The 26,207-nt window shown below is 73.7% G+C and carries 26 protein-coding genes; 15 read left to right on the top strand and 11 right to left on the bottom strand.

The annotated features are described in order from the left end of the window. Nucleotides 1–123: 123 nt before the first annotated feature. The 6 genes from OHS33_RS33420 to OHS33_RS33395 all read left to right on the top strand — a co-directional run bounded on the left by OHS33_RS33420 (nt 124) and on the right by OHS33_RS33395 (nt 8,602). Complete coding sequence (locus OHS33_RS33420; RefSeq protein WP_330335303.1) at nt 124–825, top strand: NPP1 family protein; 702 nt, start codon at nt 124–126, stop codon at nt 823–825. 97 nt (nt 826–922) lie between these two features. Then, nucleotides 923–4,771 (top strand): nSTAND1 domain-containing NTPase, encoded by a 3,849-nt coding sequence (locus OHS33_RS33415; RefSeq protein WP_330334158.1) that lies wholly within the window; start codon nt 923–925, stop codon nt 4,769–4,771. 196 nt (nt 4,772–4,967) lie between these two features. Next, nucleotides 4,968–5,867 carry a C40 family peptidase gene (locus tag OHS33_RS33410; RefSeq protein WP_330334157.1) on the top strand — a complete coding sequence of 300 codons (900 nt, stop codon included), beginning with the start codon at nt 4,968–4,970 and terminating at the stop codon, nt 5,865–5,867. Between the two features lie 58 nt (nt 5,868–5,925). Next, nucleotides 5,926–6,297: a hypothetical protein gene (locus OHS33_RS33405; protein WP_330334156.1), complete on the top strand. Its 372-nt coding sequence runs from the start codon at nt 5,926–5,928 to the stop codon at nt 6,295–6,297. Between the two features lie 149 nt (nt 6,298–6,446). After that, nucleotides 6,447–7,157, top strand: coding sequence for a response regulator transcription factor (locus OHS33_RS33400; RefSeq protein ID WP_330334155.1), 711 nt, complete (start codon nt 6,447–6,449; stop codon nt 7,155–7,157). Further along, nucleotides 7,154–8,602, top strand: coding sequence for a sensor histidine kinase (locus OHS33_RS33395; RefSeq protein ID WP_330334154.1), 1,449 nt, complete (start codon nt 7,154–7,156; stop codon nt 8,600–8,602). The genes OHS33_RS33400 and OHS33_RS33395 overlap by 4 nt, the downstream gene beginning before the upstream one ends. Before the next feature lie 36 nt (nt 8,603–8,638). On the opposite strand, the gene OHS33_RS33390 is transcribed toward OHS33_RS33395, so the two are convergent. Next, entirely contained in the window at nt 8,639–9,274 is a 636-nt protein-coding gene (locus tag OHS33_RS33390) for a VOC family protein (protein ID WP_330334153.1), read from the bottom strand. Nucleotides 9,275–9,438: 164 nt separating this feature from the next. On the opposite strand from OHS33_RS33390, the gene OHS33_RS33385 reads away from it, so the two are divergent. After that, nucleotides 9,439–9,852: a hypothetical protein gene (locus OHS33_RS33385; protein WP_330334152.1), complete on the top strand. Its 414-nt coding sequence runs from the start codon at nt 9,439–9,441 to the stop codon at nt 9,850–9,852. Next, nucleotides 9,849–10,067, top strand: a complete 219-nt coding sequence (locus OHS33_RS33380) for a hypothetical protein (RefSeq protein ID WP_330334151.1) — start codon at nt 9,849–9,851, stop codon at nt 10,065–10,067. The genes OHS33_RS33385 and OHS33_RS33380 overlap by 4 nt, the downstream gene beginning before the upstream one ends. A 101-nt stretch (nt 10,068–10,168) precedes the next feature. Here OHS33_RS33380 and OHS33_RS33375 read toward each other — a convergent pair whose 3' ends face one another. Both OHS33_RS33375 and OHS33_RS33370 read right to left on the bottom strand, forming a co-directional pair. After that, nucleotides 10,169–10,513 carry a hypothetical protein gene (locus OHS33_RS33375; RefSeq protein WP_330334150.1) on the bottom strand — a complete coding sequence of 115 codons (345 nt, stop codon included), beginning with the start codon at nt 10,511–10,513 and terminating at the stop codon, nt 10,169–10,171. Nucleotides 10,514–10,617: 104 nt separating this feature from the next. Then, complete coding sequence (locus OHS33_RS33370; protein ID WP_330334149.1) at nt 10,618–11,127, bottom strand: mycothiol transferase; 510 nt, start codon at nt 11,125–11,127, stop codon at nt 10,618–10,620. Nucleotides 11,128–11,318: 191 nt separating this feature from the next. Between OHS33_RS33370 and OHS33_RS33365 the strand changes: the two genes are divergently transcribed. From OHS33_RS33365 to OHS33_RS33355, 3 genes are read left to right on the top strand one after another with little or no spacing between them, the layout of a single operon-like run. Next, nucleotides 11,319–11,831: a hypothetical protein gene (locus OHS33_RS33365; protein ID WP_330334148.1), complete on the top strand. Its 513-nt coding sequence runs from the start codon at nt 11,319–11,321 to the stop codon at nt 11,829–11,831. Between the two features lie 39 nt (nt 11,832–11,870). Further along, nucleotides 11,871–12,707, top strand: coding sequence for an undecaprenyl-diphosphate phosphatase (locus tag OHS33_RS33360; protein WP_330334147.1), 837 nt, complete (start codon nt 11,871–11,873; stop codon nt 12,705–12,707). 29 nt (nt 12,708–12,736) lie between these two features. After that, the gene (locus OHS33_RS33355) at nt 12,737–14,011 is read left to right on the top strand and encodes an FAD binding domain-containing protein (protein WP_330334146.1); all 1,275 of its coding nucleotides are present in this window, start codon (nt 12,737–12,739) and stop codon (nt 14,009–14,011) included. Nucleotides 14,012–14,072: 61 nt separating this feature from the next. On the opposite strand, the gene OHS33_RS33350 is transcribed toward OHS33_RS33355, so the two are convergent. Further along, nucleotides 14,073–14,912, bottom strand: a complete 840-nt coding sequence (locus tag OHS33_RS33350) for an alpha/beta fold hydrolase (RefSeq protein WP_330334145.1) — start codon at nt 14,910–14,912, stop codon at nt 14,073–14,075. Between the two features lie 251 nt (nt 14,913–15,163). Here OHS33_RS33350 and OHS33_RS33345 point away from each other — a divergent pair, with 251 nt between their 5' ends. Then, a complete protein-coding gene (locus tag OHS33_RS33345; RefSeq protein ID WP_330334144.1) occupies nt 15,164–15,490 on the top strand; it encodes a DUF6968 family protein in 327 nt (108 codons plus the stop codon). Nucleotides 15,491–15,504: 14 nt separating this feature from the next. Here OHS33_RS33345 and OHS33_RS33340 read toward each other — a convergent pair whose 3' ends face one another. Then, nucleotides 15,505–16,527 carry an aldo/keto reductase gene (locus OHS33_RS33340; RefSeq protein WP_330334143.1) on the bottom strand — a complete coding sequence of 341 codons (1,023 nt, stop codon included), beginning with the start codon at nt 16,525–16,527 and terminating at the stop codon, nt 15,505–15,507. A gap of 35 nt (nt 16,528–16,562) precedes the next feature. After that, the gene (locus tag OHS33_RS33335) at nt 16,563–18,035 is read right to left on the bottom strand and encodes a hypothetical protein (RefSeq protein ID WP_330334142.1); all 1,473 of its coding nucleotides are present in this window, start codon (nt 18,033–18,035) and stop codon (nt 16,563–16,565) included. A 182-nt stretch (nt 18,036–18,217) separates the two neighbouring features. Here OHS33_RS33335 and OHS33_RS33330 point away from each other — a divergent pair, with 182 nt between their 5' ends. Then, complete coding sequence (locus OHS33_RS33330) at nt 18,218–19,015, top strand: GntR family transcriptional regulator (protein ID WP_330334141.1); 798 nt, start codon at nt 18,218–18,220, stop codon at nt 19,013–19,015. Here the strand turns inward: OHS33_RS33330 and OHS33_RS33325 are convergent. After that, nucleotides 19,008–19,349: a cupin domain-containing protein gene (locus OHS33_RS33325; protein ID WP_330335302.1), complete on the bottom strand. Its 342-nt coding sequence runs from the start codon at nt 19,347–19,349 to the stop codon at nt 19,008–19,010. The genes OHS33_RS33330 and OHS33_RS33325 overlap by 8 nt on opposite strands. Before the next feature lie 127 nt (nt 19,350–19,476). Next, entirely contained in the window at nt 19,477–20,778 is a 1,302-nt protein-coding gene (gene aroA / locus OHS33_RS33320) for a 3-phosphoshikimate 1-carboxyvinyltransferase (RefSeq protein ID WP_330334140.1), read from the bottom strand. 293 nt (nt 20,779–21,071) lie between these two features. Between aroA and OHS33_RS33315 the strand changes: the two genes are divergently transcribed. Then, a complete protein-coding gene (locus OHS33_RS33315; protein WP_330334139.1) occupies nt 21,072–22,460 on the top strand; it encodes a S53 family peptidase in 1,389 nt (462 codons plus the stop codon). A gap of 80 nt (nt 22,461–22,540) precedes the next feature. Here OHS33_RS33315 and OHS33_RS33310 read toward each other — a convergent pair whose 3' ends face one another. Further along, a complete protein-coding gene (locus OHS33_RS33310) occupies nt 22,541–23,191 on the bottom strand; it encodes an alpha-ketoglutarate-dependent dioxygenase AlkB (protein WP_330334138.1) in 651 nt (216 codons plus the stop codon). Nucleotides 23,192–23,321: 130 nt separating this feature from the next. Here OHS33_RS33310 and OHS33_RS33305 point away from each other — a divergent pair, with 130 nt between their 5' ends. Next, nucleotides 23,322–23,942: an L-threonylcarbamoyladenylate synthase gene (locus OHS33_RS33305; protein WP_330334137.1), complete on the top strand. Its 621-nt coding sequence runs from the start codon at nt 23,322–23,324 to the stop codon at nt 23,940–23,942. Between the two features lie 36 nt (nt 23,943–23,978). On the opposite strand, the gene OHS33_RS33300 is transcribed toward OHS33_RS33305, so the two are convergent. Together OHS33_RS33300 and OHS33_RS33295 are read right to left on the bottom strand one after the other, a co-directional pair. Next, nucleotides 23,979–24,605: a TetR/AcrR family transcriptional regulator gene (locus OHS33_RS33300; RefSeq protein WP_330334136.1), complete on the bottom strand. Its 627-nt coding sequence runs from the start codon at nt 24,603–24,605 to the stop codon at nt 23,979–23,981. A gap of 42 nt (nt 24,606–24,647) precedes the next feature. After that, nucleotides 24,648–26,204 (bottom strand): MFS transporter, encoded by a 1,557-nt coding sequence (locus tag OHS33_RS33295; RefSeq protein WP_330334135.1) that lies wholly within the window; start codon nt 26,202–26,204, stop codon nt 24,648–24,650. Between the last annotated feature and the right edge of the window lie 3 nt (nt 26,205–26,207).

Genomic DNA, 26,207 nt, shown 5'->3' with positions numbered 1-26,207 from the left:
CACCCCCCGATACGCCTAGGAGTCGAAGTGCGCAGTCTGCTGCCGTCCACGGTGCCGCCCGGTCGCCCGCGCGGGATACGCCGGTTCCTGACCACCGCCGGACTGGGCGCCGCGGCGCTGGTGATGACGCTGCCCGCGGTCGCGAACGCCGACGTACTGCCCTCGCTGCCGCAGAACGCAGATGGCCTGGAACAGACGTTCTCCCCCGCCTACGACTACGACAGGGACGGCTGTTACGCCACCGCCGCCATCAGCGGTGACGGGCGGCTCAACCCCGGCCTGAAGCCCGGCGGGGACGTGAACGGGCACTGCCGGGACCTCGCGCAGCTGCAGAACTCGAACACGTACTCCCGCGAGAAGTGCAACAACGGCTGGTGCGCGGTCATGTACGCGAGCTACTTCGAGAAGGACCAGGCCACGCTCGGCCCGCTGGCCATCGGGCACCGGCACGACTTCGAGCACGTCGTGGTCTGGATCAAGGACAACCAGGTGCAGTACGTGTCTACTTCGCAGCACAGCGGCTGGAAGTGGTACCCGCGTTCCGACGTCCGGTTCGACGGGACCCACCCCAAGGCCGTCTACCACAAGGACGGCGTCTCGACCCACTTCTTCCGGCTGGCCAACGGGAACGACGAGCCGCCCGAGAACCACACGGGCGGCTGGTTCTACCCGCGGCTGGTCGGCTGGAACGGATATCCGGCGGGTCTGCGGGACAAGCTGATGAACGCCGATTTCGGCGCGGCCACCATCAAGATCACCGACGGGCGCTTCGGTGACGCCCTGAACGCGGCCAAGCCCCCGATCCCCTTCGATCCCTACAGCTGAGCCTTCGACGCGGGTCGCGCACGGGCGGGCGCGCACACAACCGGAGGAACTCCTCCCCGTTATGCGTACGTCCCGTCCGTGCGGGAAAGTACGCCCCGTGCCGACGGACCAGGGGACGACCGGTGGATTCGCGGCGGAGCTGCGGCGCATGCGCCAGCTGCGCAAGATGTCGCTGTCGGCTCTTGCCCGCTCCGTCCACTACAGCAAGGGGTACCTGAGCAAGATCGAGAACGGTGGGAAGCCGCCGACCCCGGACCTCGCCCGCCGCTGCGACGAGGCACTGGACGCCGGGGGCGAGCTGGCCCGGCTCGTCCCGGCCCAGCGTCCGGCGGCGGGCGCCGCCGTGCGTCCGGACGCCGTACGGGCGGGAGGGGGCGCGGCGCCGGACGGAGCCGCCGCGGTCTGTCCCTACCGGGGGCTCGCCGCCTACGGGCCCCAGGACGCCCCGTGGTTCTTCGGGCGCGACGGGGACACGGCGGAGCTCGCGGCCCGGCTGGCCGGGCGGACCGGACGCGGCGCGCTGGCCGTGGTGGCCCCTTCGGGGGCGGGGAAGTCCTCGCTCCTGCGGGCGGGGCTGCTGCCCGCGCTGCGGCGCGGGGTGCTGCCGGTGACGGGGGCGGGCGACTGGCCGGTGGTGCTGTGCACGCCGGGCGCCCATCCGCTGAAGGAACTGCTGCGCTGCGCGGGCGAGGTGCTGGGAGCGGCGGCCGCGGAGATCACCCCCGAGGAACTCGCCGACCGGCCGGACCGGCTGCTGGAGGCGGCGGCCGTCGCCCGCGGGGGGCCCGGACTGGTGCTCGTCGTCGACCAGTTCGAGGAGGTGTTCACGCTCTGCGAGGACGAGCGGGAGCGCCGGGCCTTCGTCCGGGTGCTGCACGCGCTGGCCGGTGCGAGCGGCTCGGCCGGTACGGCGGACGCCGCCGCCGGTGCGGCCGGGGGGACCCGGCCGGGCGCGAACCCGGACTCCGCCTGTGCCACGACCGCCGTGGTGATCGGGATCCGCGCGGACTTCTGCGGCCACTGCCTGGACCACCCGGAGCTCGTCGAGGTGTTCACCCACGGGCTGTTCGCCCTGGGCCCGATGTCCGGCGCGCAGCTGCGCGAGGCGATCACCGGGCCGGCCGCCCGGGCCGGGCTCACCCTGGAGGGCGGTCTGGTCGAACTGCTCCTGCGCGACCTCGGCGACGGCTCGGCGGCCAACGCCGGTTCGCTGCCGCTGCTCGCCCACACCCTGCTCATCACCTGGCAGCAGCGGGCCGGTACGACGCTCACCGTCGCGGGGTACGAGATGACGGGCGGGATCCACGGAGCGGTCGCCCGGACCGCCGAGTCCGTGTTCGGCCTCCTCGATCCGGCCGAGCGGCGGATGTCGCGGGAGCTGCTGGTGCGCCTGGTGCACATCGCCGAGGGCGCGGCGCAGACCCGCAGGCCGGTGGAGCGCGGACGGCTGCTGCGCCAGTTGGCGGACCCCAGGGCCGGTGGCCGGGCCCTCGACGCGTTCATCGAGGCCCGGCTCGTGACGGCGGGCGGCGAGACTGTGGAGATCACCCACGAGGCACTGCTGCACGCCTGGCCGCGGCTGCGCGAGTGGACCGAGCGGGACCGGGCCTCGCTGCGGATGCGCCAGCAGCTCTCCGAGGCGGGGGCCGAGTGGGCGGCGGGCGGGCGGGACCCGAGCCTGCTCTACCGGGGGACGCGGCTGGCGGGCGTACGGGAGTGGATGGACCGGGCCGCGGACCGCTCGCTCGGGCCCGAGGAGCGGGAGTTCGTGGCCGCCTGCGAGGCCGAGGAGGAGCGGCGCGGCAGGGCGCTGCGCCGCCAGAGCCGGGTCCGCCGGGCCATGGTCGTGACGCTGGCGGGGCTGCTCGCGATCGCGCTGGGGGCCGGGGCCCTGGCCCTCCAGCAGCGTGCGCGCGCCGTGGACCAGCGGCTCACCGCGCAGTCCGAGGCCATGGCGGTGCGGTCCGGGCTGCTCGCGGCCGGACAGCCCGAGGCCTCGATGCTGCTCGCGGCGGGCGCCTACGGCACGGCCCGCACCCCGCAGGCGCGCGGCGCGCTGCTGAGCACGCAGGCGCAGTACTTCGCGGGGCGGCTGCCCGGACACGAGGGGCCGGTCAACTCGGTCGCCTTCAGTCCCGACGGCACGCTGATCGCCTCGGCCAGCTCGGACACCACCGTCAGGCTGTGGAACGTCGCCACCCGGCGCCCGGTCGCCACGCTGCGCGGTCACACGGGCCCGGTGACCTCGGTCGCCTTCAGCGCGGACGGGCTGCGGCTGGCGACGGCGAGCGCGGACGGCACGGTGCGGCTGTGGGACGCGGTCGCGCACCGGATCACGGCGACGCTGACGGGGCACCGCGGCGCGGTGCGTTCGGTCGCGTTCGCCCCGGACGGCCGGTCGCTGGCCAGTGGCGGGGTGGACCGCACCGTCCGGCTGTGGAACCTGCCCGACGCCACCGCCCGGGCCGTGCTGACCGGGCACGGGGACACGGTCATGGACGTCGTCTTCAGCCCGGACGGCGCCACCGTCGCCTCGGCGGGCGCCGACCGCACCGTACGGCTGTGGAGCACGGCCGGGGAGCGGCAGACGGCGGTCCTCGCCGACCACACCGACCAGGTGCTCGGCGTGGCCTTCAGCCCGGACGGCCGCACGCTCGTCTCCGGCGGCGCCGACCGGACCGTACGCCTGTGGGACCTGCCCGGGGGCACGGTGCGGGCGGTGCTCACCGGGCACGGCGACGACGTCAACGGGGTCGCGTTCAGCCGCAGCGGTGACACGGTCATCAGCGCGAGCGGCGACGGCACGGTGAAACTGTGGGACCCGGTCACCCGCAAGGTGGTCACCACCCTGTCCGGCCACACCGATTACGTACAGGCCGTCGCCGCCGGGCCCGGGGAGCAGCTGGCCACCGGGGGCTTCGACCAGTCGGTGGTCCTGTGGGATCCGGGCCGGTCCGCGCTGGCCGCCCGGCCGTTCGCCGAGTCGTGGCAGTCGGCCTTCGCCCCGGACGGGCGGCTGCTCGCGGCCGCGGAGGCGGACGGCACCGTACGGATCTGGGACACCGCCCGCCGCAGGCTGGTCAACACCCTGACCGGACACGACGGTTCCGTGTTCGCCGTGGTGTTCTCCCCGGACGGGCGGCTGGTGGCCTCGGCGGGCGCCGACCGTACGGTCCGGTTGTGGGAGGCGGCGACCGGGAAGCCGGTCGCGACGCTCAACGGGCACGGCGGTTCCGTCTTCGGCCTCGCCTTCGCCCCCGACGGCCGGGAACTCGCTTCGGCCAGTGCCGACCGCACGGTCGCGCTGTGGGACGTGGCCACCGGACGGCGCGAAGCCGTCCTGGAAGGCCACCAGGACTTCGTCAACGCCGTCGTCTTCAGCCCGGACGGGCGGACCCTGGCCACCGGCAGCGACGACCTGACCGTACGGCTGTGGGACGCGCGGGATCCGGGGCACCCGGAGCGCGCCGTGCTCCGCGGCCACACCGGGTCGGTGCGCGGGATCGCCTTCGCGCCGGACGGGCGCACCCTGGCCAGCGGCGGCAACGACGGCACCGTGCGCCTGTGGAACACCGCCCGGCGGACGGCGGCCGGGACCCTCGCGGGGCACAACGGCTCGGTGCGGGCGGTGGCGTTCAGCCCCGACGGCGCGGTCCTGGCGAGCAGCGGCAGCGACCAGACGGTGAAGCTGTGGGACCCCGCGGCCGACCGGCAGATCGCCACGCTGAGCGGTCACACCGGCCCCGTCTGGGGCGTGGTCTTCGACCCGGTGCTCCCGGGCACGCTGGCGAGCAGCAGCAACGACGGGACCGTGCGGCTGTGGAACACGGACGTCGCGGAGCGCGGGGCGCAGGTGTGCCGGCTGGTGGGGGACACGGGGAGCGCGCGGTGGGCCCGGCTGCTGCCGGACGAGCCGTACCAACGGGTCTGCCCGGCACGGCGGTAGGGGATCGCGGGCCCTCCCCGCGCCGACCCCCCGGGGGGCCGTTTCCCGGGGGTTTCCCGTTTCCCACTTGTACGGGCGACGCGTGGCGCCTCGACAGGGCCCCCGGCCGCGGCCCAGTCTCGAACCACCGCGGCCGATGACCGTACTTCCGGTCCTGAACGGCCGCGGCGGTACGACGAAACGGGGGAACACCAGCATGCGCAGCATCCTTTCCAGAGCGAAACGGTCCGCGGTCATCGCGGGGATCCTGGCGGTCTGCGCCGCCGGGGCGCTCGTCCAGCCCGCGGCGGCGGCGCCCGCTCCGGTGGTCTCGGCTCCGGCGGTGTCGGCCCGCCCCACGCGGGCCGAAGCCGCTTGCGGGGTCCTCGCGTCGGGGGCCTCGGCCGCGGCGGAGGCCGCGGTCCGGGCCGCCTGCACACAGATCGGCGTCTGGTACACCTGGGGCGGCGGCCACGGGCCGCAGCCGGGCGCCACCTACGGTCAGGTCGACCCCACCGACCCGGCCAGCGAACACGACCCGGAGCGGCTGGGGTTCGACTGCTCGGGCCTGGTCCGCTACGCCTACGCCCAGGCGACCGGGCAGGACCCGCTGGCGGGCAACGCCAACAGCCAGTACCACTCGCCGCGGGTCACCACCCGCATCCCCGCGTCCCAGGGCACCGGAGCACTGCTCCCCGGTGATCTGCTGGCCTGGGGCGGCGACGACAGCATCCACCACATCGCCCTCTACCTCGGCGCCGGAAAGATGGTCCAGGCCAAGCAGTCCGGCACCCATGTGATGGTCAGCGACCTGGTGCCCGGCGGGGACTACAACGGGGCGGTGCGCATCGGCGCGACGCCGGGCCAGGGCACCAACTTCTCCACCTGGGGCACGGACGTGTGGACCCACACCGAGCCGTCCACGACGAGCCCGCGGGCCGTCAAGTTCGCCGGTCCCACCCGGATCCGCGTCAGCTGCCAGAAGCACGCCCAGTGGGTGGACGCCGAGGGCTACCACAACGACGCCTGGTCGTACCTCCCGGACTACAACGCCTGGCTCACCAACATCTACATCCAGGGCCCGGCCTGGCTGGACGGCGTCCCGACCTGTCCGTGACCCGGTCCCGCGCCACCCGCTCTTTCGATCACTCGGTTCATCCTCAGAGGAGTTCGCTGTGAACGCACGCAAGAAGCTCGCCCTCCTGGCCGCCTCCGGCACCCTGGCGCTGGGCCTGGCCGCATCGGTCGCCCCGGCCGCGATGGCCTCGACCACCGACACGCAGGGCTGTCCGTCCGGCGCGGTCTGCATCTACCCGCAGGACGCCGGCTGGAACGGCGGCCACCCCAGTCTCACCTACTACAGCTACGGGGCCCACAACCTGTCCAACCAGAACGGGAACCACATCGTCTTCAACAACCAGACCGGCGGCGCCACGATGCGCACCTGCACCGGGTACAACGGCACCGGCTGTCAGGGCTACCTGCCGGCCGGGAGCTACATGGTCAAGGACCTGACTCCGATCAACTCGATCACCCTCCAGCCGTAACCCGGCCGCCGTACCCACGGACCGCTGCCCCCGGGACCCCCCGGGGGCAGCGGTCCGCCGTCATGGGCGCCGACCCCGGGTTCCGGCCTGCCGGGATACCGTGAGAGGGTCGGGCCGGTCTCGCCGGGAGGCCGGGCGAGGAGGACACGGTGACCGGGAACGCACACGTGGGCGTGGTGCTGGTCGCGGACGACGACGCGGCCATCCGCCGCTCCCTGGAGCGGGGGCTGCGGCTGAGCGGCTTCACCGTGCTGCTCGCCGAGGACGGGAGCGCCGCCCTCGACCTGGCCGTCGAGCGGGCCCCCGACGTCCTGGTGCTGGATGTGTCCATGCCCGGCATGACCGGTACCGAGGTCTGCCGCCGCCTGCGGGACCGGGGGGACGAGACACCCGTCCTGATGCTCTCCGCCCTGGACGAGCTGGCGGACCGGGTGGCCGGGCTCCAGGCCGGGGCCGACGACTACCTCGTCAAACCGTTCGCGCTGGAGGAGCTGGTGCTGCGGCTCCGCGCCATCCTGCGGCGGCGGCCGCAGCAGGCTCCCTCGGAGGTGCTGCGCGCGGGCCCGCTGGTGATCGACCAGGCGACCCGGCAGGTGCACCACGAGGGGGTCGAACTCCACCTCACGCGACGGGAGTTCGAACTGCTGGTGCAGCTGGTCCGCAACGCCAGGATCGTCCTCACCCGGGACCAGCTGCTGGACCGTGTGTGGGGCTACGACTTCGACGTGCGCTCGGACGCCGTCGACACCTTCATCAGCTACCTGCGCCGCAAGCTGGAGGAGGGCGGGCGCCCGCGCCTGATCCACACGGTGCGCGGCGTCGGCTTCGTCCTGCGCGTACCCGGGGAGAACGGCCCGTGAAGCTCGCCACCCGGATCGCGCTCTCGGTGACCGTGATCGTGCCGCTGCTGGTGCTCGGCGCGGGCCTGCTGGTCCTCGGCCTGGTCAGCCGTGACCTGCACCACCAGCAGGACACCCGGCTCCAGGACCTGGCCGCCGCCGCGCTGCCCGACGTACGGACCCTGCTCGCGGCCGAGCTGCGCGGGCGGCCCAAGGTCGAGCAGAACCAGCACCGGCGGGTGCTCGACGCCGTGCTCGACGCCGGGATCCTGGTCCGGTCCGCCGACGGGACCGATGTCCTGGCGGGCGGGCCGCAGCCCGCCGACCCGGCCAAACTGCCCGGCCCGGACACCGGCGGGCCGGTCACCGTACGGGCCAAGGGCCACGCCTGGCGGGTGCTGACCGTCCCGGTGACCGGCGCGGCGCCGGGCACGCTCTGGCTGTTCGCCCCGGCCTCGGCCACCGACCCGCAGCTGACCGCGGTGCGCGGTCGGGTGCTGCTGGTGGCCCTGCTCTCCGCTCCGGTCTCCGGCCTGCTCGCGTACGCGCTGGCCGGGCGCGCCACCGCCTCCGTGCGCCGCCTGAGCCGCCGGGCCGCCGCGCTCGACCCGGGGGCGGGCGCGGCGGCCTTCCCCACGGCTCCCGTCAACATCGCCGAGGTGGACGAACTGTCCGCTGCCATCGGCCAGTTGCTCGCCCGGTACGAGGAACAGGCGGCCCGGACCACGCAGGCGCTGGACACCGCCCGGTCGTTCTCCTCCGCCGCCTCGCACGAACTGCGCACGCCACTGATGAGCATGCGCACCGACCTGGACGTCCTCGCCGCGCACCCCGACCTCTCCCCCGCCGAACGGGCCGAGGTGGTCAAGGACCTGCAGAGCGACCACGCCCGGCTGCTCGAACTCCTCACCGCGCTGCAGATGCTCGCGCGGGGCGATCTGGTGGAGGTGTCGGCCTTCGCTCCGCTGGATCTCGCCGAGCTGGTGGACACGGCGGTCGGCGAGATCACCCGGCGCCATCCCGAGGCCCGGGTGGGCACCGCGCTCCCCCCGGAACTGCTGGTCTTCGGCTGGGACGCCGGGCTGATGATCCTGCTCGCCAATCTGCTCGGCAACGCGGTGGTCCACGGTCACCTGCCGGGCGAACCGCCGGGGATCTCCGTACGGCTGCGCGCGGAGGGCCCGTACGCGGTGCTCACCGTGGACGACGAGGGACCCGGCATCCCGCCGGAGGAGCGCGAAAGCGTCTTCCGGCGCTTCCACCACCGGCCCGGCAGCCCCGGGTCCGGGCTCGGGCTGACCCTGGTCGCCCAGCAGGCCGCGCTGCACGGCGGTACGGTCACCATCGAGGCCGTACCGGGCGGTACGGGCGCCCGGATCGAGGTACGGCTGCCGCTCCCGGCCACGGACGACGCCCCGGCCCCGCCGCCGCTGCCCACACGCCGCGACTGGATCTCCCGCGGCTAGGTTCCGGCTCTTGGGTCGGCGGTAATCGGGCCCTGGTCAGATCGTGACCGGGCCGTGGGCGGTGGCGAACTCGACCGAGACCAGGCCCGGTTCCTCATCCTCGACCCAGGTGACGTCGATCTGGTCGAGGGGGTGGTCGGCCGGTTCGCCGAGGAATTCGGCGATGGAGGCGGCGTCGCCGGCGATGGAGACCCCGTGGATGGTGGTGGAGGTGCGCGGGTCGGCGCTCGGGCGCTCCTCGAGGGGGACCGACCACTGGAGGAAGTAGGGCAGCTGCGGGTCGTCCATCAGTTCCAGCAGGCCGATCTGCTGCCACCTCAGGTCGAACCCGTCGGGGCGGACCCGGTGGCCCTCGGTAGAGGCGCGGCCGAGGCGGGCCTCGACCGGGGCGATGTCGTCGACGGAGACCACCCAGCCGAGCCAGCCGCCGCCCTCGGCGGCGCGGCGCGCGACCGCCTGGCCGAAGGGTGCGCGGTCGGCGGCGGGGTGGTCGAGCGTGGTGACGACCTCGACGTAGGTGCCGCCGCTCAGCGGGAGAATGAAATTGCGGGTGCCGAATCGTGGGTGCACGCCCCCGTCGACGAACCCGGCGCCGAGGGCCGATCCGATCCACTGAACAGTCGAGACGAAGCTGTCGCGGGCCACCGCATAGGACACGTGATCAAGTCGCACCGCGCCATCATCACCCGACGACCCGCACAAATCCCCACGCCACGCCCGCCGCCCCGGCCGCGTCCGCCGTGGACTCACAAAGAAACCACAAAGACGGTCCTTAGCGTCCGGTGTGGCCGGTCCGCCCGTGTGCCGGCCCCGTTCGCACCTGAGGAGACACGACCATGCCCGCGAACCGCACGACCGTTGCCGCGATCGGCGCCCTGGCCCTGGCCGGAGCGCTGCTCGCCGTCGCCCCCGCGCAGGCCGACTCGTCCCCGGCCGGATCGGCGAAGGCCAAGGCGCCCAAGTCCGCGCCGAAGGGTGACGGTTCCAAGGAGATCTGCAAGCGACTGCCGAAGACCAAGGCCCGGGTCGACGCCGCGGTCACCCGCCTCGGCGGCGACGCGACCGTGAACGGCTCGGTCGCACGGCTGGAGCAGCGCGTGGCCAACGCCAAGAGCGCCGGTCACACCGAGATCTACACCTACCTCAATGACCGCCTCACCGCCCGCAAGGCCCTGCTGCCCACGCTGCAGAAGCGGCAGGGCGACCTGAAGGGCGTGAGCACCTGGTGCGCCGCCCAGGACACCAAGTGACCGTGCCCCGCCGCGCCGCCGCAGCGCTCGCCGTGCTGGCCGCGGGGTCGGCACTGCTGCTCACCGGTTGTTCGCAGGACAAGGCCGACCGGCCCGCGGCGGAGCAGTCCGCCGGCCCGGCCGACAGCGGCGAGCAGGCCCAGATGCGGCAGAAGCTGGACGACGCCGACAAGGCGGCGGACGACGCCGACACGGACGCCACCCAGAACAACTGACCCACGGGCCCGGTCCGCACCCGGTCCGCTCCTCCCGAGGGGCGGACCGGGCGGTCCGGGCCTCGGGGCGTCCCGGGGTTTGCCCGGGTCGGCCCCCGGGATCAGACCGCGGCGGCCGGGGTCGTGTCGAGTTCCCAGGCGTGGCGCTTGAACTCCCGCACGAAGTCGGGGTGGTCCTCCCACTGGCGGGCCACCCCGCGCAGCACGTCCCAGTGCTGCTCGACCGACTGGTCGATGACCCGGGCCACGGCCGGTTCGGCGGTCGGGCGCCGCTCCAGCAGCCCCTTGACCGCCGACGCCTCCAGCACGGCGTTGCGCAGCGCGCGCAGGGCGCGCGAGGTGTCGTCCATCCCGAAGCCGTTCTCGCTGCCCGTCTCCGCGGCGAACAGCGGGGTCAGGCGCGCCTCGATGAACGCGGTGATCCGCTCGAAGTGCTGTACATCCATAGGAAACTCCCTCTCCTGCCGCACTGAGCGACGAACCGTGTGTCAAGACCCAGTTCTATCAGCGCGCCCGGGAGCCCCACGCGGGTGCCCCACGCGGGACCCCGCTAGCGGCGTTCCAGCGCACCGCGGACGAAGGCCGCCTGTCCGGCGTGCTGGAGGTCATCGGCCAGCACACTGACCAGCCGGGCCCCGAGGGTGACCGGCGGGTCCCAGCGCTCGTCGACCACCCGCTCCAGGTCGGTGGCGGCGAGGCCGCGCAGGAAGGCGACCGTCTGCTCGTGCACGGCGTCGAAGTACCCCAGCAGCAGCGCGTCCGAGCCGACCCGGACCGAGCCGACCTGCGCGGCGGTGTGCCCGTAGCCGGTCGCGCGGACGGGCAGCGGCAGACCGAACCGGTCCGCCCAGCCGCCCGCGGTCCACACCTGTTCGCGCTCCGCCACTTCCGCCACGTGGTCGTCCTGTACCCGCGTCAGGTGCCACACCAGCCAGCCGATCGAATTCGCCTCCGGGTCGAGGCGCGCGGCCAGTGCGTCGGCGGAGAGCCCTTCGACGCTCTCGTGCACCACCTCCTGGATCCGTCCGAACGCGTCGGCCAGTACGTCCGTGGCCTTCATGGGTCCTCCTCGCCCGTGGTGTCCCGGCGCCGCCGGACCGGCGGCCGCCCGTCCGGCCACCATGCACGGCGCGCGGTCCGGTGCGCGGTCTGGCGCGCGGGCACGGCCTCGGGCACCATCACACCGCACCCGTATCGCCCGTACCGCACCCGCATCGCCTCCCATCGCCGTACCGAACCGGAGGAACCACCGTGCGCGTCCGTCCCCTGTTCAGCGTGCTCGTCCTCGTGTCCGGGGCCCTGGCCGCCCCCGGCTTCGGCGTCCTCACCTCGGCCACCGCGGCCGAGGCCGCCCCCGTCAAGATCAGTCACGCGACGGCCACCTCGATGTTCCGGCAGTCGGGCATCACCTGGTCGTCCTCCGGCAACTGCTCGGACCGTTCCAACCCGACGTGCACGTCCTTCGAACAGCTGAACCTCGCGACGGCCCAGGCCGCCCAGGTGCTCAAGGGGGCCAGCGGCTGCGCCCTCAACATCACCGGCGGGACGGAGACCGGCCACGCGTCCGGAACCTACTCGCACTGGAACGGGTACAAGATCGACCTGACCAAGGGCACCTGCGTCGGGAACTACGTCAAGAACACGTTCACCTACATCGGCCTGCGGGGTGACGGCGCGCCCCAGTGGAAGTCCGGTTCGGGCAACATCTATGCCGACGAGGGCAGTCACTGGGACGTCCTGTACTACAACTGCGGCGGCTGCTGAGGCGGGCGCCCCGCCAACGACAGCGCGAGGATGATGCACGTGAGCGCGATCAGCATCGGTCAAGCCGTGATTCTGGGCGTGGTCGAGGGAGTGACGGAGTTCCTGCCGGTCTCCTCGACCGGACACCTGAAGATCACCGAAGGCCTGATGGGGATCCCCGTCGACGACAAGAGCGTGGTCGCGTTCACGGCCGTCATCCAGGTGGGGGCCATCGCCGCGGTGCTCGTGTACTTCTCCAAGGACATCGTGCGGATCGTCTCCGCATGGGGGCGGGGCCTGCGGAACCCGGAGGAGCGCTACCACCACGACTACAAGTTCGCGTGGTGGGTCATCTACGCCACGATCCCCATCGTCGTCGTGGGACTGGCCGCCAAACCCCTCATCGAGGGCACGCTGGCCTCGCTGTGGGTGGTGGCCGGCTCCCTGATCGTCGGCAGCGGCCTGATGTGGGCGGCCGACCAGATGGGCCGGCACAAGCGCGGCGAGGACGACACCTCGCTCAAGGACGCGATGCTCGTGGGTTCCTCGCAGATCCTCGCGCTGCTCTTCCCCGGCTTCTCGCGCTCCGGCGCGACGATGTCCACCGGGCTGATCCTCGACCTCGAACGGGTCGCCGCGACCCGCCTGTCGTTCTTCCTCGGCATCCCGGCGCTCACCGGCGCGGGCCTCTACGAGCTGAAGGACGCGGTCGGCGCCGGGGTGAGCGCCGTACCGCTGCTGGTGGGGACCCTGGTCTCCTTCGCCGTCGCGTACGCCTCGATCGCCTGGCTGCTGAAGTTCGTCGCGAAGCATTCGTTCAACGCCTTCGTGGTCTACCGCATCGTCGTCGGCGTGCTGCTCTTCGGCCTGCTGGGGACGGGCATCCTGCACGCCTGAACGGGCACCCTCTTCTGGAAGGAACGGACATGCGAGACGGCGGTACGGTCGCGGTCATCGGCGGGAGCATCGCGGGCTGTGCCTTCGCCGCGGCGGCCGTACGGGCCGGGGCGCGCGAAGTGGTGGTGCTGGAGCGGACCCTGGGGCGGCTGGAGGACCGCGGGCTCGGGCTGTGCGTCCACGACGAGCGGGCCGCCGAACTGACGGCCACCGGCGCGCTGCCCGCCGGGATCGCCGCGCACCGGCTGGTCCGGCGCCGGTGGGTGGTCCGGGACGGGTCCGGGACCGGCACCGGCGCTCCGTCCGCGGGCCCGGCCGCGGGTGGGCGGGTGATCTGGGAGCAGCCGTTCCCCTTCCACTCCTACCACTGGGGCCTGCTGTGGCGCGGGCTGCGGGACGGCATGCCCGCCGCCGTGGACTACCGGCAGGGCGAGACGGTCACGGCTGTCGTGCGGGCCGGTGAGCGGGCCGAGGTGCGCCTGGGCGGCGGCGGAGCCGAACGCTACGACCTGACCGTCGGCGCCGACGGCTACCGCTCGGTGGTGCGCCGGACGGTCTGCCCCGAATCCCGTCCGCACTACGCGGGTTACGTGTGCTGGCGGGGCAACCTCGACGCCCGGCGGGCCGCCGCCCTCGACCCGTCGGGCGGAGAGTGGGACGACGCGGTCACCACCGTCTGCTTCCCCGGCGGGAGCTGTGTCGTCTACCGCATCCCCGGGCCGGACGGCCCCCGGGTGAACTGGGTCCTGTACGCCACCCCGCCGCCGGGCGCACTGGGGCTCGACGACCCGGCGAGCGATCCGACGAGCTTCCCGGCCGGGCGGCTGAGCCCGGAACTGACGGAGCATCTGGCCGGGTTGCTGGCCCGGGAGTTCCCGCCGTACTGGGCCGCGGTGCTCTCACTGACCGAACCCGAGGACACCTTCGTCCAGCCCATCTACGACCTGGAGACCCCGCGGACCACATCGGGGCGGTTCCTGCTCGGCGGTGACGCCGCCACCGTGGTCCGGCCGCACAACACCAGCGGGGCCGCCAAGGCCCTCCAGGACGCCAGCGCCTTCGAGACCGCGTGGCGCGAAGCCGCGTCCTGGGACGGGCTGCTGCGCGGCTACGAGGAGGCCCGCGGCCCGGCGGGGCGGGATCTGGTCGCCCTGGCCCGCAGGCTGGGCCGCGCCCAGGTGGAACGTACGCCCCCGTGGGCCGCGATGAACGAGCGCGACGTGGAGGCGTGGTGGCGGGAGCAGCTCGCCGGGGCCGCGGGGATCGGCGGCGGGTCCATGGAACCGGCCCCTCGGGAGTCCTGAGGGGTGGGGAGGCGGGGCCGGCTCCCCGCCCGCTCACTCTTTGGAGGGAACGGCCCCTCGTTCATGCAAGGAACGCCGCCGTGGCCGCCACGAACCGCCCGGCGTCGTCGAGCCAGGGGAAGTGCCCGGCGCCGGGCTGGACGACGAGCCGGGCGTCGGGGAACAGCCCCGCCACCCCGGCCATCGCACCGGGCGGCGAGTTCAGGTCGTACTCACCGGCGAGTACGAGCACGGGCCCCGCGTGCCGGGCGAGCGCGGGGCGGGTGACCTCGGGCTCGAAGGCGCCCTCGGAGCCGTAGACGGCGGCGGCCACGGTGTTGCGCTGGGCGTCCGCCGCGCGCTGGTGGGCGCGGGCCTCCTCGTCCCAACGGCCGTACCAGAAGGGTGCGATGGCCCGGAAGGCATCGGCCGACGGCCGTCCCTCGACGACCGTCTCCAGGGCCGCGAACGCCTCGGGGAACCACGGCTCCTCCTTGCGCAGCAGCGCCGTCCCGCGCCGGTCGTCGCCGGTGACCGGGACGCCGACGGCCATGACGCTCGGGGTGATCAGGGCCAGCCTGCCCACGCGTTCCGGGTGGCGCGCGGCGTACAGCACCGCCAGGTTCGTGCCCGCCGAGTGCCCGAGCAGGTCCACGCGGGCGAGGCCGAGGTGCTCGCGCAGGGCTTCGACGTCGTCGACGAGCCGGTCGCAGCGGTAGCTGGTGTCGTCCGCCGGGTGGGCCGAACGGCCGGTGCCGCGCAGGTCCAGCACGATCAGCTGCCGGTGGGCGGTCAGCCCGCCGAGGTCACCGAGGTACACCGAGTCCTGCATCGGCCCGCCGGGCAGGCAGACCAGCGGTGGGCCGTCGCCGGTCACGCGGTAGGACAGTTCGGTTCCGTCGGGTGCGGAGAAAGTGGGCATCGCGGAACCGTGTCACACCCACCGGCCCCGGGCAACCGCATACGGCGGCCGTGCCGCTGCGGCCGCCCGTGCGTGCCGTCTGACGTGGGACTTTGGCGACAGGCCCGGCTGGGGGAACCAGATATTCCGCTTTTCTGGAGTACGGTCGTCGGCATGGGCGGCCGCGGCTGCCCATGCCTCCCCCGAGCATCTCCAGACATACCTCCGGGCTCCGCGAGCCGACGGCCCGGAGGAGGATCACAGGAGCGACCATGCCCGACAGCGACACCCTCGGTCCCGTCATCGCCTACCGCACCCTGGAGGCGGCACCCGAGAGCGGCGCGCCCTTCACCGTCTCGCTCCAGCTCGGGACACCGCGCCCGGAGGGCGACCCCGAGGGGGACTGGATCTGCCCCTGCCGGATCGAGGGCCTGGACGATTCGATCGTCTACGAGATCCACGGCGTGGACGGTCTACAGGCCGCCAGCATCGCCATGAGCGTCCTGCAGAGCCAGCTCGAACACGCCGCCCGGGCGGCCGGGCTCACCTTCACCTGGGGCGGCGAGAGCGGCCTCACCGCCGCACAGACCTCCCCCTGACGCCGTGACCGGTCCTACGGCAGCGGGCCGCCCCGGGCCGTGAGCCACAGGTCGTACCACTCGTCGTGGGTGAGATCGGGGTCCCGCAGCGCGGCGTCGCGGCAGGCGCGGATCCGCTCCGGGCGGCCGGTCCCCACCACGGGGGCGATCCGGGCCGGGTGGCGTTGCAGCCACCAGAGCACGATGGTCTCCGGCGTGGTGCCCTTCGCCCCGGCGAGCGAGCGGACGAGGCGCGCCGTCGCGTGCTGCTCCCCGGTCTCCTCCCGCCCGGTGAACCGGCCCTGGGCCAGCGGTCCCCAGGCCTGCAGGCGGACGTCGTGGGCCAGGCAGTACTCGATGGTCCCGGTGGGGAAACCGTTCGCCGCGGCGGCGGCGGCGGTGTTCACGAGGACGCCGTCCTCCACCCAGTCGCGCCGGTCCAGGCTCATCTCCAGCTGGTTGACGGCGAGGGGGAAGTCGAGGTGGGCCTGGAGGGCGGCGATCTGCGCGGCGTTCATGTTCGACACGCCGAAGCCGCGGACCAGCCCCTGCCGCCGGAGCGAGGTGAGCGCGGCGGCGACCTCGCGCGGATCGGCCAGGGGGTCGGGGCGGTGCAGGAGCAGCACGTCGATGACGTCCGTGCGCAGTCGCCCGAGGCTCTCCTCGACGCGCTGGAGGATGGCCGTACCGCGCAGGTCGTAGCGGCCGGGCCGGTCGCCTTCGGCCAGTCGGATCCCGCATTTCGTCTGCAGGGTGACGCGTTCGCGCAGCCCGGGCGTGCGGCTCAGCACCTCGCCGAAGACGGCCTCCGCCTTGCCCCGCCGGTAGATGTCGGCGTGGTCGAACACGCTGATGCCGCTCTCCAGGGCCGCTTCGATCACCGCTTCGGCCTGGTCGATGTCCGCGGGCCCGTACGGCTCGGGGCCCCAGCCGCCGCCGAGTGCCATGCATCCGTACACGACCCGGGCGGTGTCCACCCCGTCGGGCGCGGCGCCCCGCGCCGTCACCGTGCCCTGTGTGGCGTGTGCGCCCTGTGCGGCTCCTGCGTCCTGTGGCATGGCGACCACCCTACGTCCGGTCCCGCGGGCTCGGTTCAGTCGGCGGGGGTCCGGTCGGCGAGGAGGCGCTCGATGTCGTCCACCCCGTGGATCAGGTCGCGGTTGAGGGCCTCGTCGGAGGCGAAGTCGCGGGTCATGTCGACGTAGTAGCCGTCGGGCAGGGTCGATTCGGCCCGGGACAGATCGGAACGCAGGTGGCGCAGCCGCCCGACCGACTGCGCCGCGGGCAGCTCGGCCAGCGTGAGCGCCCGGTACAGCCCGCCCTCGGTGTCCGCGCCGGGCGGCGACGCCGCGCGCAGGGCCTGGCCGAGGGCCCGGACCCGGAACCGGCCCAGGGCGATGGCCAGCTCGATGCCCTCGTACGAGACCTCGACCGATGAGGGTTCGTCATGCTCCAGCCACGACGCGAGGTTGCCCGCCCGGCGCGGAACCTCGCCGTCCGGGCCGCACACGGCATCGAACACGGCGCTCACCCGGGTGATGTCCCGGGTCAGCGCGACGGCGTACGCACGGGCGTCGACCGCGGGGAAATCGACCCCGGAGTCCCGGTACCACGACGCCTCGGCGTCCTTGCGGAACCGGTCCGTGTGGAAGGCGAACAGGGCCCCGAGGCGTATGGCGGCCAGCTCGGCCATGGGGAGGTGTTCACGCCACTTGGCCTGCTCCGCCGCGTAAGTGCGCAGCGGGGCCTCGGGGCCGCGGTAGGGCCCCGGGGCGGGAGTGGGCGGAGCGGGGGCGGCGCAGGGCGGGACCGGGAGGCGCGGGTCGAATCCCCACGCCCGCGGGAAGGCCCGGGCGATACCGGCGGCGGCGAACGGCCCGCCGCCACGGACGGGGACACCCGCGCGCCCGCCACCGTGGCCCGCGCCGCCGATGTCGGCCAGCCCCGCCTCCAGGTCGAGCACACCGTCGAGTACGGCGGCCAGCTCGTCCAGCGCGGTGGTGAGCCGGGTGATCAGCGCGTCCTCGGTGGACGTGCCCAGCAGCCGTCCCACGGAGCGCAGCGTCCGGCGGACCTTGCCCGTCGGGAGGAGCAGTTCGTAGCCGGTCTCACCCGGCGGGTACGCGACCGCCGTCAGCGCGATCACCCGGCGCTGCCGCGGCTCCAGTCCGGCCAGCCGGTCGGCGACCGCCTCCCACGCGGCGAGCACCGGCACCTCCCGGGTCCCGGAGGCCGGCGGCGCGGGAACCGCCTCTTCCCCGCCTTCGGCCCGGCGCGCGGACTCTCGCCGCTCCAGCCCGGCGAGGGCGACCCGGTACGTCCAGGTGCACAACTCGCGGTCCCGGTCGCGGACTCGGGCTCGACCGCCGTCGCCGGGGTCCTGGTCCGCCGCGAGCGCGTCGGTGGTCACCGCCCAGTCCCGGGCCGCGGCCATCGTGTCCTGCGCGAGGCGGACCGCGTCGCCCAAGGCGGCGCCCCGCACCATCAGGAACGCGACCAGCGGCGCCGTCCGCGCCCGGTAGAACGCGGCGAACTCCGCCGCCGCGCCGTGGGACCGGTCCACCATCCGCACGCACCCCCTCGTGCTCGGGAACGGGGCTCACGCTATCTCCCGGGCCGCGTGGGCCCGGGATCCGATTCGGCCAAACCCGTACGGTCGCCGGACACCTACTCACCGAAAGGTATAGACCACTGCTACGTTGGTCCAGCAGACCGCGCAGTCCTTGACCACCCGTCCGAGGAGAAGCCATGCCCTCCCCTTCGCGGGGTGACGGCCCCGCCGTCATGCCCAAGTACCAGCGGATCGCGGCAGCGCTGCGGCAGGAACTGGAGCGCACCGCCCGCGCCCCCGGCGCCCGGCTGCCCTCCGAGCGCGTCCTGGCCGCCCGCTACCAGGTCAACCGGCAGACCGTCCGGGCCGCCCTCCAGCACCTGCGCGAGGACGGCCTGATCGTGACCGGCCGCCGCGGCACCCGGCCGGTCACGGCCGGACCACCTACCACCGGCCCGGAGCGCGAGACGGCCCACGCGACGCCCGATGTCTCCGGCGCTCCCGGTACCCCCGAGGCCCCCAGCCAGAACTGGCTGACCCACGTCACCGTGGCGCCCTCGCTCGCCGCCCTGCTCTCCATGCGCGGCGGGGACCGGACCCTGGTCCACCACCACCGCGCCCTCGGCCCCCGGGGCGAGGTCCTGCACCACGCGGTGACCTACCTCTGCCCGGCCGTCGTGGCCGCGACCCCCGAGCTGGCGGGCTACCTCGACCGGGCGGCGACGGCGGTCCGCGACGAGGACCTCCGGCCCCTGCACCGGTGGCTGGAGCGGGCGGCGACGACCGCCCGGACCGCCGAGACGATCACGATGACCCGCACCACGCACCCGTCGGCATCCCGCCCGGCGGGCAACCCGGCCTGCGGACTGTCCGTACGCCGCACCCTGCACGACCCAACGGGACGGCTGCTGACGGTCACCGACCTCGCCTACCCGACCTGGGACCGGCTGACCTTCCACCGCGACCTCCCGGCCCCGGGCTTCCTCATCACCTAGCGGAGTCGGCCCCGGGCGAGGCCGGTCCGTCGGTCTCGACGATCACGAGCGTGCCCCGGCTCCCCGGCCGGACCGCGTGCGGCGTCCCGGCCGGGACCACGTAGACCTCGCCCGCCTCCACCGGCACCGGCCGCCCGTCGACTTCGAGCGCAAGGTGCCCGTCGAGCACGAGAAGGGCTTCGGGAGCGTCGTGCCGTTCCACCTCCACGGGCAGGCCGTCCATCCTGAGCACCTTCACCCGCGCGGTACCCACCTGCCCGACGACCCGCGAACTCCAGGCGTCGGGCAGGTCCGTCGCGGCGTCCAGCAGGTTGGTCGCGTCCATCGGGCTCATCAGGTTCACGGCACACTTCTCCCACCGGCCGGCGGCACGAGGTCACCGGCCGTTTTCGACACGGTCGTTGGATGTCCCGAACGCTATCCGGACCGCGGTGACGGCTGGTCGACCGAACGGTAAAGGATCAGCTCCCGCTCCCGATCCCGCCCTCGCTCCAGCCCTCGCTCCAGCCCTCGCGCAGCGCCGCGAAGGCCGCGTGGAAGCCGGGGAAGGTCTTCCTGACGCAGCCGGGGTCGTCGAAGGTGATGCCGGGCGTGCGCAGCGAGGTCACGGCGAACGACATCACCATCCGGTGGTCCCCGTGCGTGGCGATCTCCGCGGGGCGCGGCGCGCCCGGGGTGATCTCGATCCAGTCCCGCCCGGTGGCGACCTCGATGCCCAGGCTCCGCAGGTTCTGCGCGCAGGCCTCCAGCCGGTCGCACTCCTTCACGCGGGTGTTGTACACGTCCTCGATGCGCACCGGCCCCGACGCGAAGGGGGCGATGGCCGCGAGCGTGGGCATCGTGTCGGAGATGTCCCGCATGTTGACGGTGAGGCCGCGCAGTTCACCGGAGCGGGCGCCGGTGACGGTGGTGCGGTCGCCCGCCATCCGTACGGTGGCGCCCATGCGCTCCAGCACCTCGACGAACCGCAGGTCCCCCTGGAGGGCGCCCCGGCCGAGGCCGGGCACGGTGACCTCCCGGCCCGCGACGGCGGCCGCCGCGAAGAAGTAGCTCGCGGTCGAGGCATCCGGTTCCACGGGGTAGGCGGCCGCGCGGTAGCCGCCGGGCGGGACGGTGTAGACCCTGCCCTCCGGGGTGTCGTGGCGGCCCACCTCCACCCCGAAGGCCCGCATCATCGTGGTGGTGATGTCGACGTACGGCTCCGAGACCAGCCGGGTGACGGTGATCCGCAGCCCCTCCGCCGTCAGCGGACCCAGCATCAGCAGGGCGGTGAGGTACTGCGACGACTCACCGGCGTCCAGGGTGAGTTCACCGCCCTTGACCCCCTGCGCGGTGACGGTCAGGGGGTGGTGACCCTCGACGTCTTCGTGGCGTACGTCGACCCCCAGCTCGCGCAGCGCCCGGGTGAGGGGCGCGACGGGGCGGCGGCGCATCTGGGCGGAGGCGTCGAAGCGGTACTCGCCGCGACCGGCGGCGGCCACCAGCGTGGGCAGGAACCGGGCGGTGGTGGCGCCGTCCCGGCAGTACACCTCCGCGTCGGCCACGGCCGGTCCGCCGGGGCGCCCCTCGATCGTCCACGCCTGCGGCTGTGCGTCCGGCTGCCGCTCGACGCGGTACCCGAGGGCGCTCAGGCCCTCCGCGAAGCCCTCGGTGTCGTCCGAGTGCAGCGGGCGCAGCAGGGTGGTGGTCCCTTCGGCGGCCGCCGCGAGGAACAGCGCCCTCGCGGTGATGGACTTGGAGCCTGGGATGTCGGCGATCGTCACGGGGGCCTCTCGGGTGCGGTGGGTCCTGTCTTCCGCCTCAGATCCTGCCCTGCCCGGCGGCCGCGTGCGGGGGCCTTCCACCCGTTGGACGGTCCGCCCGATGCTCCGCGGAAAGGCCTCGCACGTATGGCTATGGCCAAGAGTATGGCCGCGGTTCGGTCGGGAAGCGTCAAGGAACGCCCCGTCAGGCAAAGCATTCGACATCAAGCGACCAACCACCTTGTCCTGTGCATGACCTCCCGATGTGATCACGGCAGCCGCCCGTGCGGCTTCACTCCACACGAGGAGCATTCATGCGCACACCCCACCCCCGGTCCCGCGCCGTGGTCGCGCTGGCCGGGGCCACCGCCCTGGCAGCCGCCGCTCTGGTCAGCACGCCGCTCACCGCCGCCGCCCAGGCCGGTTCCCCTTCAACCGCCGGGCGCGCCAAGCCGGTTCCGGCGATCGCCGGGCACCAGCTGGTCCGCGCGGTCGGCAGCCCGCTGACCACCGAGCAGTGCCAGGCGCAGTGGAAGATCGCCTGCTACGGCCCGCTGCAGTACCGCCAGGCCTACCACCTCGCCCCGCTCTACCAGGCGGGCATCACCGGCAAGGGCCGGACCATCGTGATCGTGGACTCGTTCGGCTCGCCGACGATCCAGCACGACCTCGACGTGTACAGCAAGCAGTTCGGCATACCGAGCAGCCGGGTCGAGGTGGTCAAGTGGGGCAAGGTGCCGCCGTGGGACCCGAAGAACGCCGACATGACCGGCTGGGCGGGCGAGTCCACGCTCGACGTCGAGATGGCGCACGCGATGGCGCCGGACGCGAAGATCGTGCTGGTGGAGACCGCGGTCGCGGAGACCGAGGGGGTCACCGGCTTTCCCGAGATGATGTCCGCGGAGAAGGCGCTGATCGACCGGGGCGTCGGGGACGTCATCACGCAGAGCTTCGGCGCCACCGAGAACACCTTCCCGGGCTTCGACCAGGGCGACTTCTCCAGCCTGAAGGACCTGCGGTACGCGTTCAAGGACGCGGCGGCCCACGACGTGACCGTCCTCGCGTCCTCCGGTGACGGCGGCGCGACGGACAGCACGGCGGACGGCAGCGGCACCTACCCGATGCGGGTCAACTCCTGGCCCTCGTCGGACCCGTTGGTCACCTCCATCGGCGGGACCCAGCTGCACCTCGACGACCAGGGCAACCGGCTCAGCCCCGAGAGCGTCTACAACGACAACGGTGCGGGCGGCGGCGGGCAGTCGCACGTCTTCGACCGGCCCGGCTTCCAGAACGGCGTGCGCGGCGCCGTCGGGAACCGTCGCGGCACCCCCGACATCTCGATGGCCGCCGCCGTCAACGGCGGGGCCTGGGTGTACTCCAGCTTCGACCCGACCGCGGTCGGCTGGGACGTCTACGGCGGCACCAGCGAGGCCGCCCCGCTGTTCTCCGGCATCGTCGCCCTCGCCGACCAGGCGGCGGGCCGGCGGATCGGCAACTTCAACGACGCCCTGTACTCCCTGTACAAGCACGAGGGGTACAAGCCGTCGAGCGGCCTGGTGGACGTCAATGACGGTACGAACAACAGTTACGCGGGCGTCACCGGCTACACCGCGGTGAACGGCTACGACATGGCGACCGGCATCGGCACCATCGACGCGTCCCGCTTCGTCCCGGCCCTCGTCCGCGAGAGCCGGCACCACTGACCGGCCCGCGGCGGCGTGCCCACCTATAGGGGGGTGCGCACGCCGCCGCGGCGCCCCCGTCCCCGGCCCGGCACGCGCCCTCAGCGCACTCCGCGGGTACGGAACTGGATGCTGATCCGGGGGCCGACGGCGCGGGCGGTCTTCGGGACCGCGTGCTCCATGGTCCGCTGGCAGGAACCGCCCATCACCACGAGGTCACCGTGCCCCAGCGGCAGCCGCAGCAGGGTGGGGCCGCCGTCGCGGGGGCGGATCGCGAGGTCGCGCGGGTCGCCGACGGAGACGATCGCGACCATGGTGTCCTCGGTCGCGGAGCGTCCGGTGCGGTCCCCGTGCCAGGCGACGCTGTCGCGGCCGTCCCGGTAGAGGCACAGCCCGGCGGTCACGAAGGGTTCGCCCAGCTCGGCGGCGTAGTGCCGGGTCAGCGCGTCCCGCGCCGCGGTGAGCACGGGGTGCGGCAGGGGCTCGTCGGCCCCGTAGAAGGCGAGCAGCCGGGGCACCTCCACCTCGCGGTCGTACATCTGCCGCCGCTCGGCCTGCCACGGCACGTCCGCCGCCAGCCGTTCGAACAGGGCGTCCGCCCCGGTCAGCCAGCCGGGCAGGTGGTCGGCCCAGGCTCCGGCCCCGAGCGCGGTGCGGCGCAGGCCGCGGAGCGGGCCGAGCGCCGTTTCGTCGCTCTGGTCGAAGAGGGACCCCTGGAGTCCCGCGAGTCCGAGGTCCTGGAAGGCGTGCATGGTGCCAGCGTACCGCTCTATCCGAACACCTGCTCGATTTTGCCCTCACCCGGACCGTGGGGGGACCCGAACGCACGGCCCACCCGCCCTCACCTGCGTACGGAGGCTCCTGATCACGTACGCTCGGCAGATGGCGAAGTATTTCGATGTGCACCCCGAAAACCCCCAGCAGCGCACCATCGGCAGCGTCGCCGACAGCATCCGTGGAGGCTCGCTCGTCGCGTACCCCACGGACTCCTGTTACGCGTTGGGCTGCCAGCTGGGCAATCACGACGGCGTCAGCCGGATCCGTTCGATCCGTCAGCTCGACGACCGTCACCACTTCACCCTGGTGTGCCAGAACTTCGCACAGCTGGGCCAGTTCGTCCACGTCGACAACGACGTCTTCCGTGCGATCAAGGCGGCCACCCCCGGCAGCTACACCTTCATCCTCCCCGCGACGAAGGAGGTGCCGCGCCAGCTCCAGCACCCCAAGAAGAAGACGGTCGGCGTGCGCATCCCCGCCCACGTCGTCACCCAGGCGCTGCTCGCCGAACTCGGCGAACCGCTGCTGTCGAGCACCCTGCTCCTGCCCGACGAGCCCGAGCCGATGACCCAGGGCTGGGAGATCAAGGACCGGCTCGACCACGTGGTGGACATCGTCGTCGACTCGGGCGACTGCGGGACCCAGCCGACCACGGTCATCGACTTCTCCAGCGGCGAGGCCGAGATCGTGCGCCGCGGCGCGGGCGACCCGAGCCGCTTCGAGTAGGAGCGGGCGGGAGCAGGTCGGCCCGCCGGTTCAGTCCTAGCCGTCGAGCAGCCGCTGGAGCCCGGGAGCGTACAGGTCCGCGAGCCGCTCCGGCGGCGTACGGGCACCCGCGCCGTCGGGCCGGTGCAGGCTCAGCGTGGCCCCCAGCCCCAGCAGCTGACCCGCGATCAGCTCGGCGCGCAGCTCCCGGTCCCGGCCGGTCAGCGAACCGGCCAGTCGGCCGGTGACCTGCTCGCGGAACCGTTCGCGCAGCAGGGTGCGCTCGTCGTCGTTGCCGAGGGAGAAGACCACCCGCAGCAGCGGGTCACCGCGCAGCTCGTCGCGCAGCCGGACCATGGTCAGGACGAGGTGGCGGCCGAGCGCGTCCGGGGCCGTCGCGAACAGGGTGTCCGGGAACAGGGCGTCGGCGGCCGGGCGGAAGTCGGCGACCGTGTTGAACAGGCGCTCCTTGCTGCCGAACCGCTTCACGATCAGGGACGGGCTGACCCCCGCGGCGGCGGCGATGCCGCGCAGGGTGACCTCGGCGTACGGGCGCAGGGTGAAGGCCCGGCGGGCGGCGCGCACGATGGCGTCCCGGCCGCTCCCCGTCTCGGCGCCGCTCCCCGTCTCAGCGCCGGGGTCCGTCTCGGCGGCGGGGTCCGCGGGGTCCTCCATCGCGCTCATGTGGCCTCCCGGGCGGCGGACGGAGGTGTCGTCACGGCGACGTTACCCGCCGGGCCGGAGGGCCGTGCCGAGGGCAGGAACAGGGCCACCACCAGGGCGGCGAGCGCGGCCCCGGCCGCGATGAGGAAGATCAGCAGGTAGGCGTGCAGGGTGGGGGCGCTGCGCCCGGCGGCCATGAAGGTGACGTGCGCCAGGACGGCGGCCACCACTGCGCTGCAGCAGGCCTGCCCGACCGAGCGCATCAGGGTGTTCAGCCCGTTCGCGGCGCCGGTCTCGGTCACCGGGACGGCCCGCATGACGAGCGCGGGGAGCGCGGAGTAGGCGATCGCGGTGCCGGAGGAGACCACGGTGGCCCCCGCCACGATCAGCCAGAGGCTGTGGCTGGTGAAGAAGCGGACGACGTACCCGAGCGCCATGACCGCGGCGGCGAGGGTGTGGGGGTGTCCGGTGGATCAGGGTCGGATAGGCCGGGTCGGCTGGTGCCGTGCATTGCAAGGCGGAGGAGGGAGTCGACGCGGAGCGTCGGCGACCGACGACAACGCGGCAAGGCGCGGTGCCAGCCGACCCGGGCCCGGCCCTGATCCACCGGACACCCCCTAAGGCCGTCCGGGGACCGTAGGAGGCGGAGATCCGCGCCGAGACGGGGGAGAGCGCCACCATGGACAGGCCACCGGGCAGCAGGCACAGCCCGCTGACCACGATGGAGGCGCCGAGTCCGTAGCCCGTGCTCGTCGGTTCCTGCACCAGCTGGGCGGTGACCAGCGAGTTCGCGTAGAAGGCGAAGCCTATGAGCAGCCCCGCGACATTGGTCAGCAGCACCGCCGGGCGGGCCGAGACCCGCAGGTCCACCATCGGGGAGCTGGTGCGCAGCTCGTAGCGCCCCCACAGGAGTCCGATGACCAGGGAGCCGCCGAACAGCCCGAGGGTGCGCGCCGAGGTCCAGCCCCAGTCCGCGCCCTGGGTGATCGCGAGCAGCAGTCCGACCAGGGTGGCGGCGAGCCCGACGGTGCCGATGACGTCGAAGCGGCCCGGGGTGCGCAGGGGGGATTCCGGTACGGCCCACAGGACGAGGAGCACATCGAGCACGCCGAGGGCGGCGGAGGCCCAGAACATGGTGTGCCAGTCGAAGTTCTCGACGACGACGGCCGCGACGGGCAGGCCAATGGCGGCGCCGATGCCGAGGGTGGAACTCATCAGGGCGATGGACGGCAGGATCCGCTCGGGCGGCAGTTCGTCGCGGATGATGCTGATGCCCAGCGGGATGACGGCGAGCGCGGCCCCCTGGAGGGCGCGGCCCGTGATCAGGACGCCGATGTCGGAGGTGACCGCGCACAGCACGGACCCCGCGGTGAGCACGCCGAGCGAGGCGAGGAGCACCCGCCGCTTGCCGTACATGTCACCGGCCCGGCCGAGTACGGGCGTGAAGACCGCGCCGGTCAGGAGGGTGATCGTGACGAGCCAGCCGGCCGCGCCCGGGCTGGCCCCGGTCAGGTCCGGCACGTGCGGCAGGAGCGGGACGACCAGGGTCTGCATGACGGCGACGACCGCCCCGCAGAAGGCGAGGACGGGGACGACCAGACGCGGCACGGCGGCGGGCATACG

The sequence above is a fragment of the Streptomyces sp. NBC_00536 genome (assembly GCF_036346295.1).
Classification (GTDB): Bacteria; Actinomycetota; Actinomycetes; order Streptomycetales; family Streptomycetaceae; genus Streptomyces.
The sequence above is the reverse complement of the archived record's forward strand: the minus strand, read 5'-3'. Positions and strand labels throughout refer to the sequence as shown.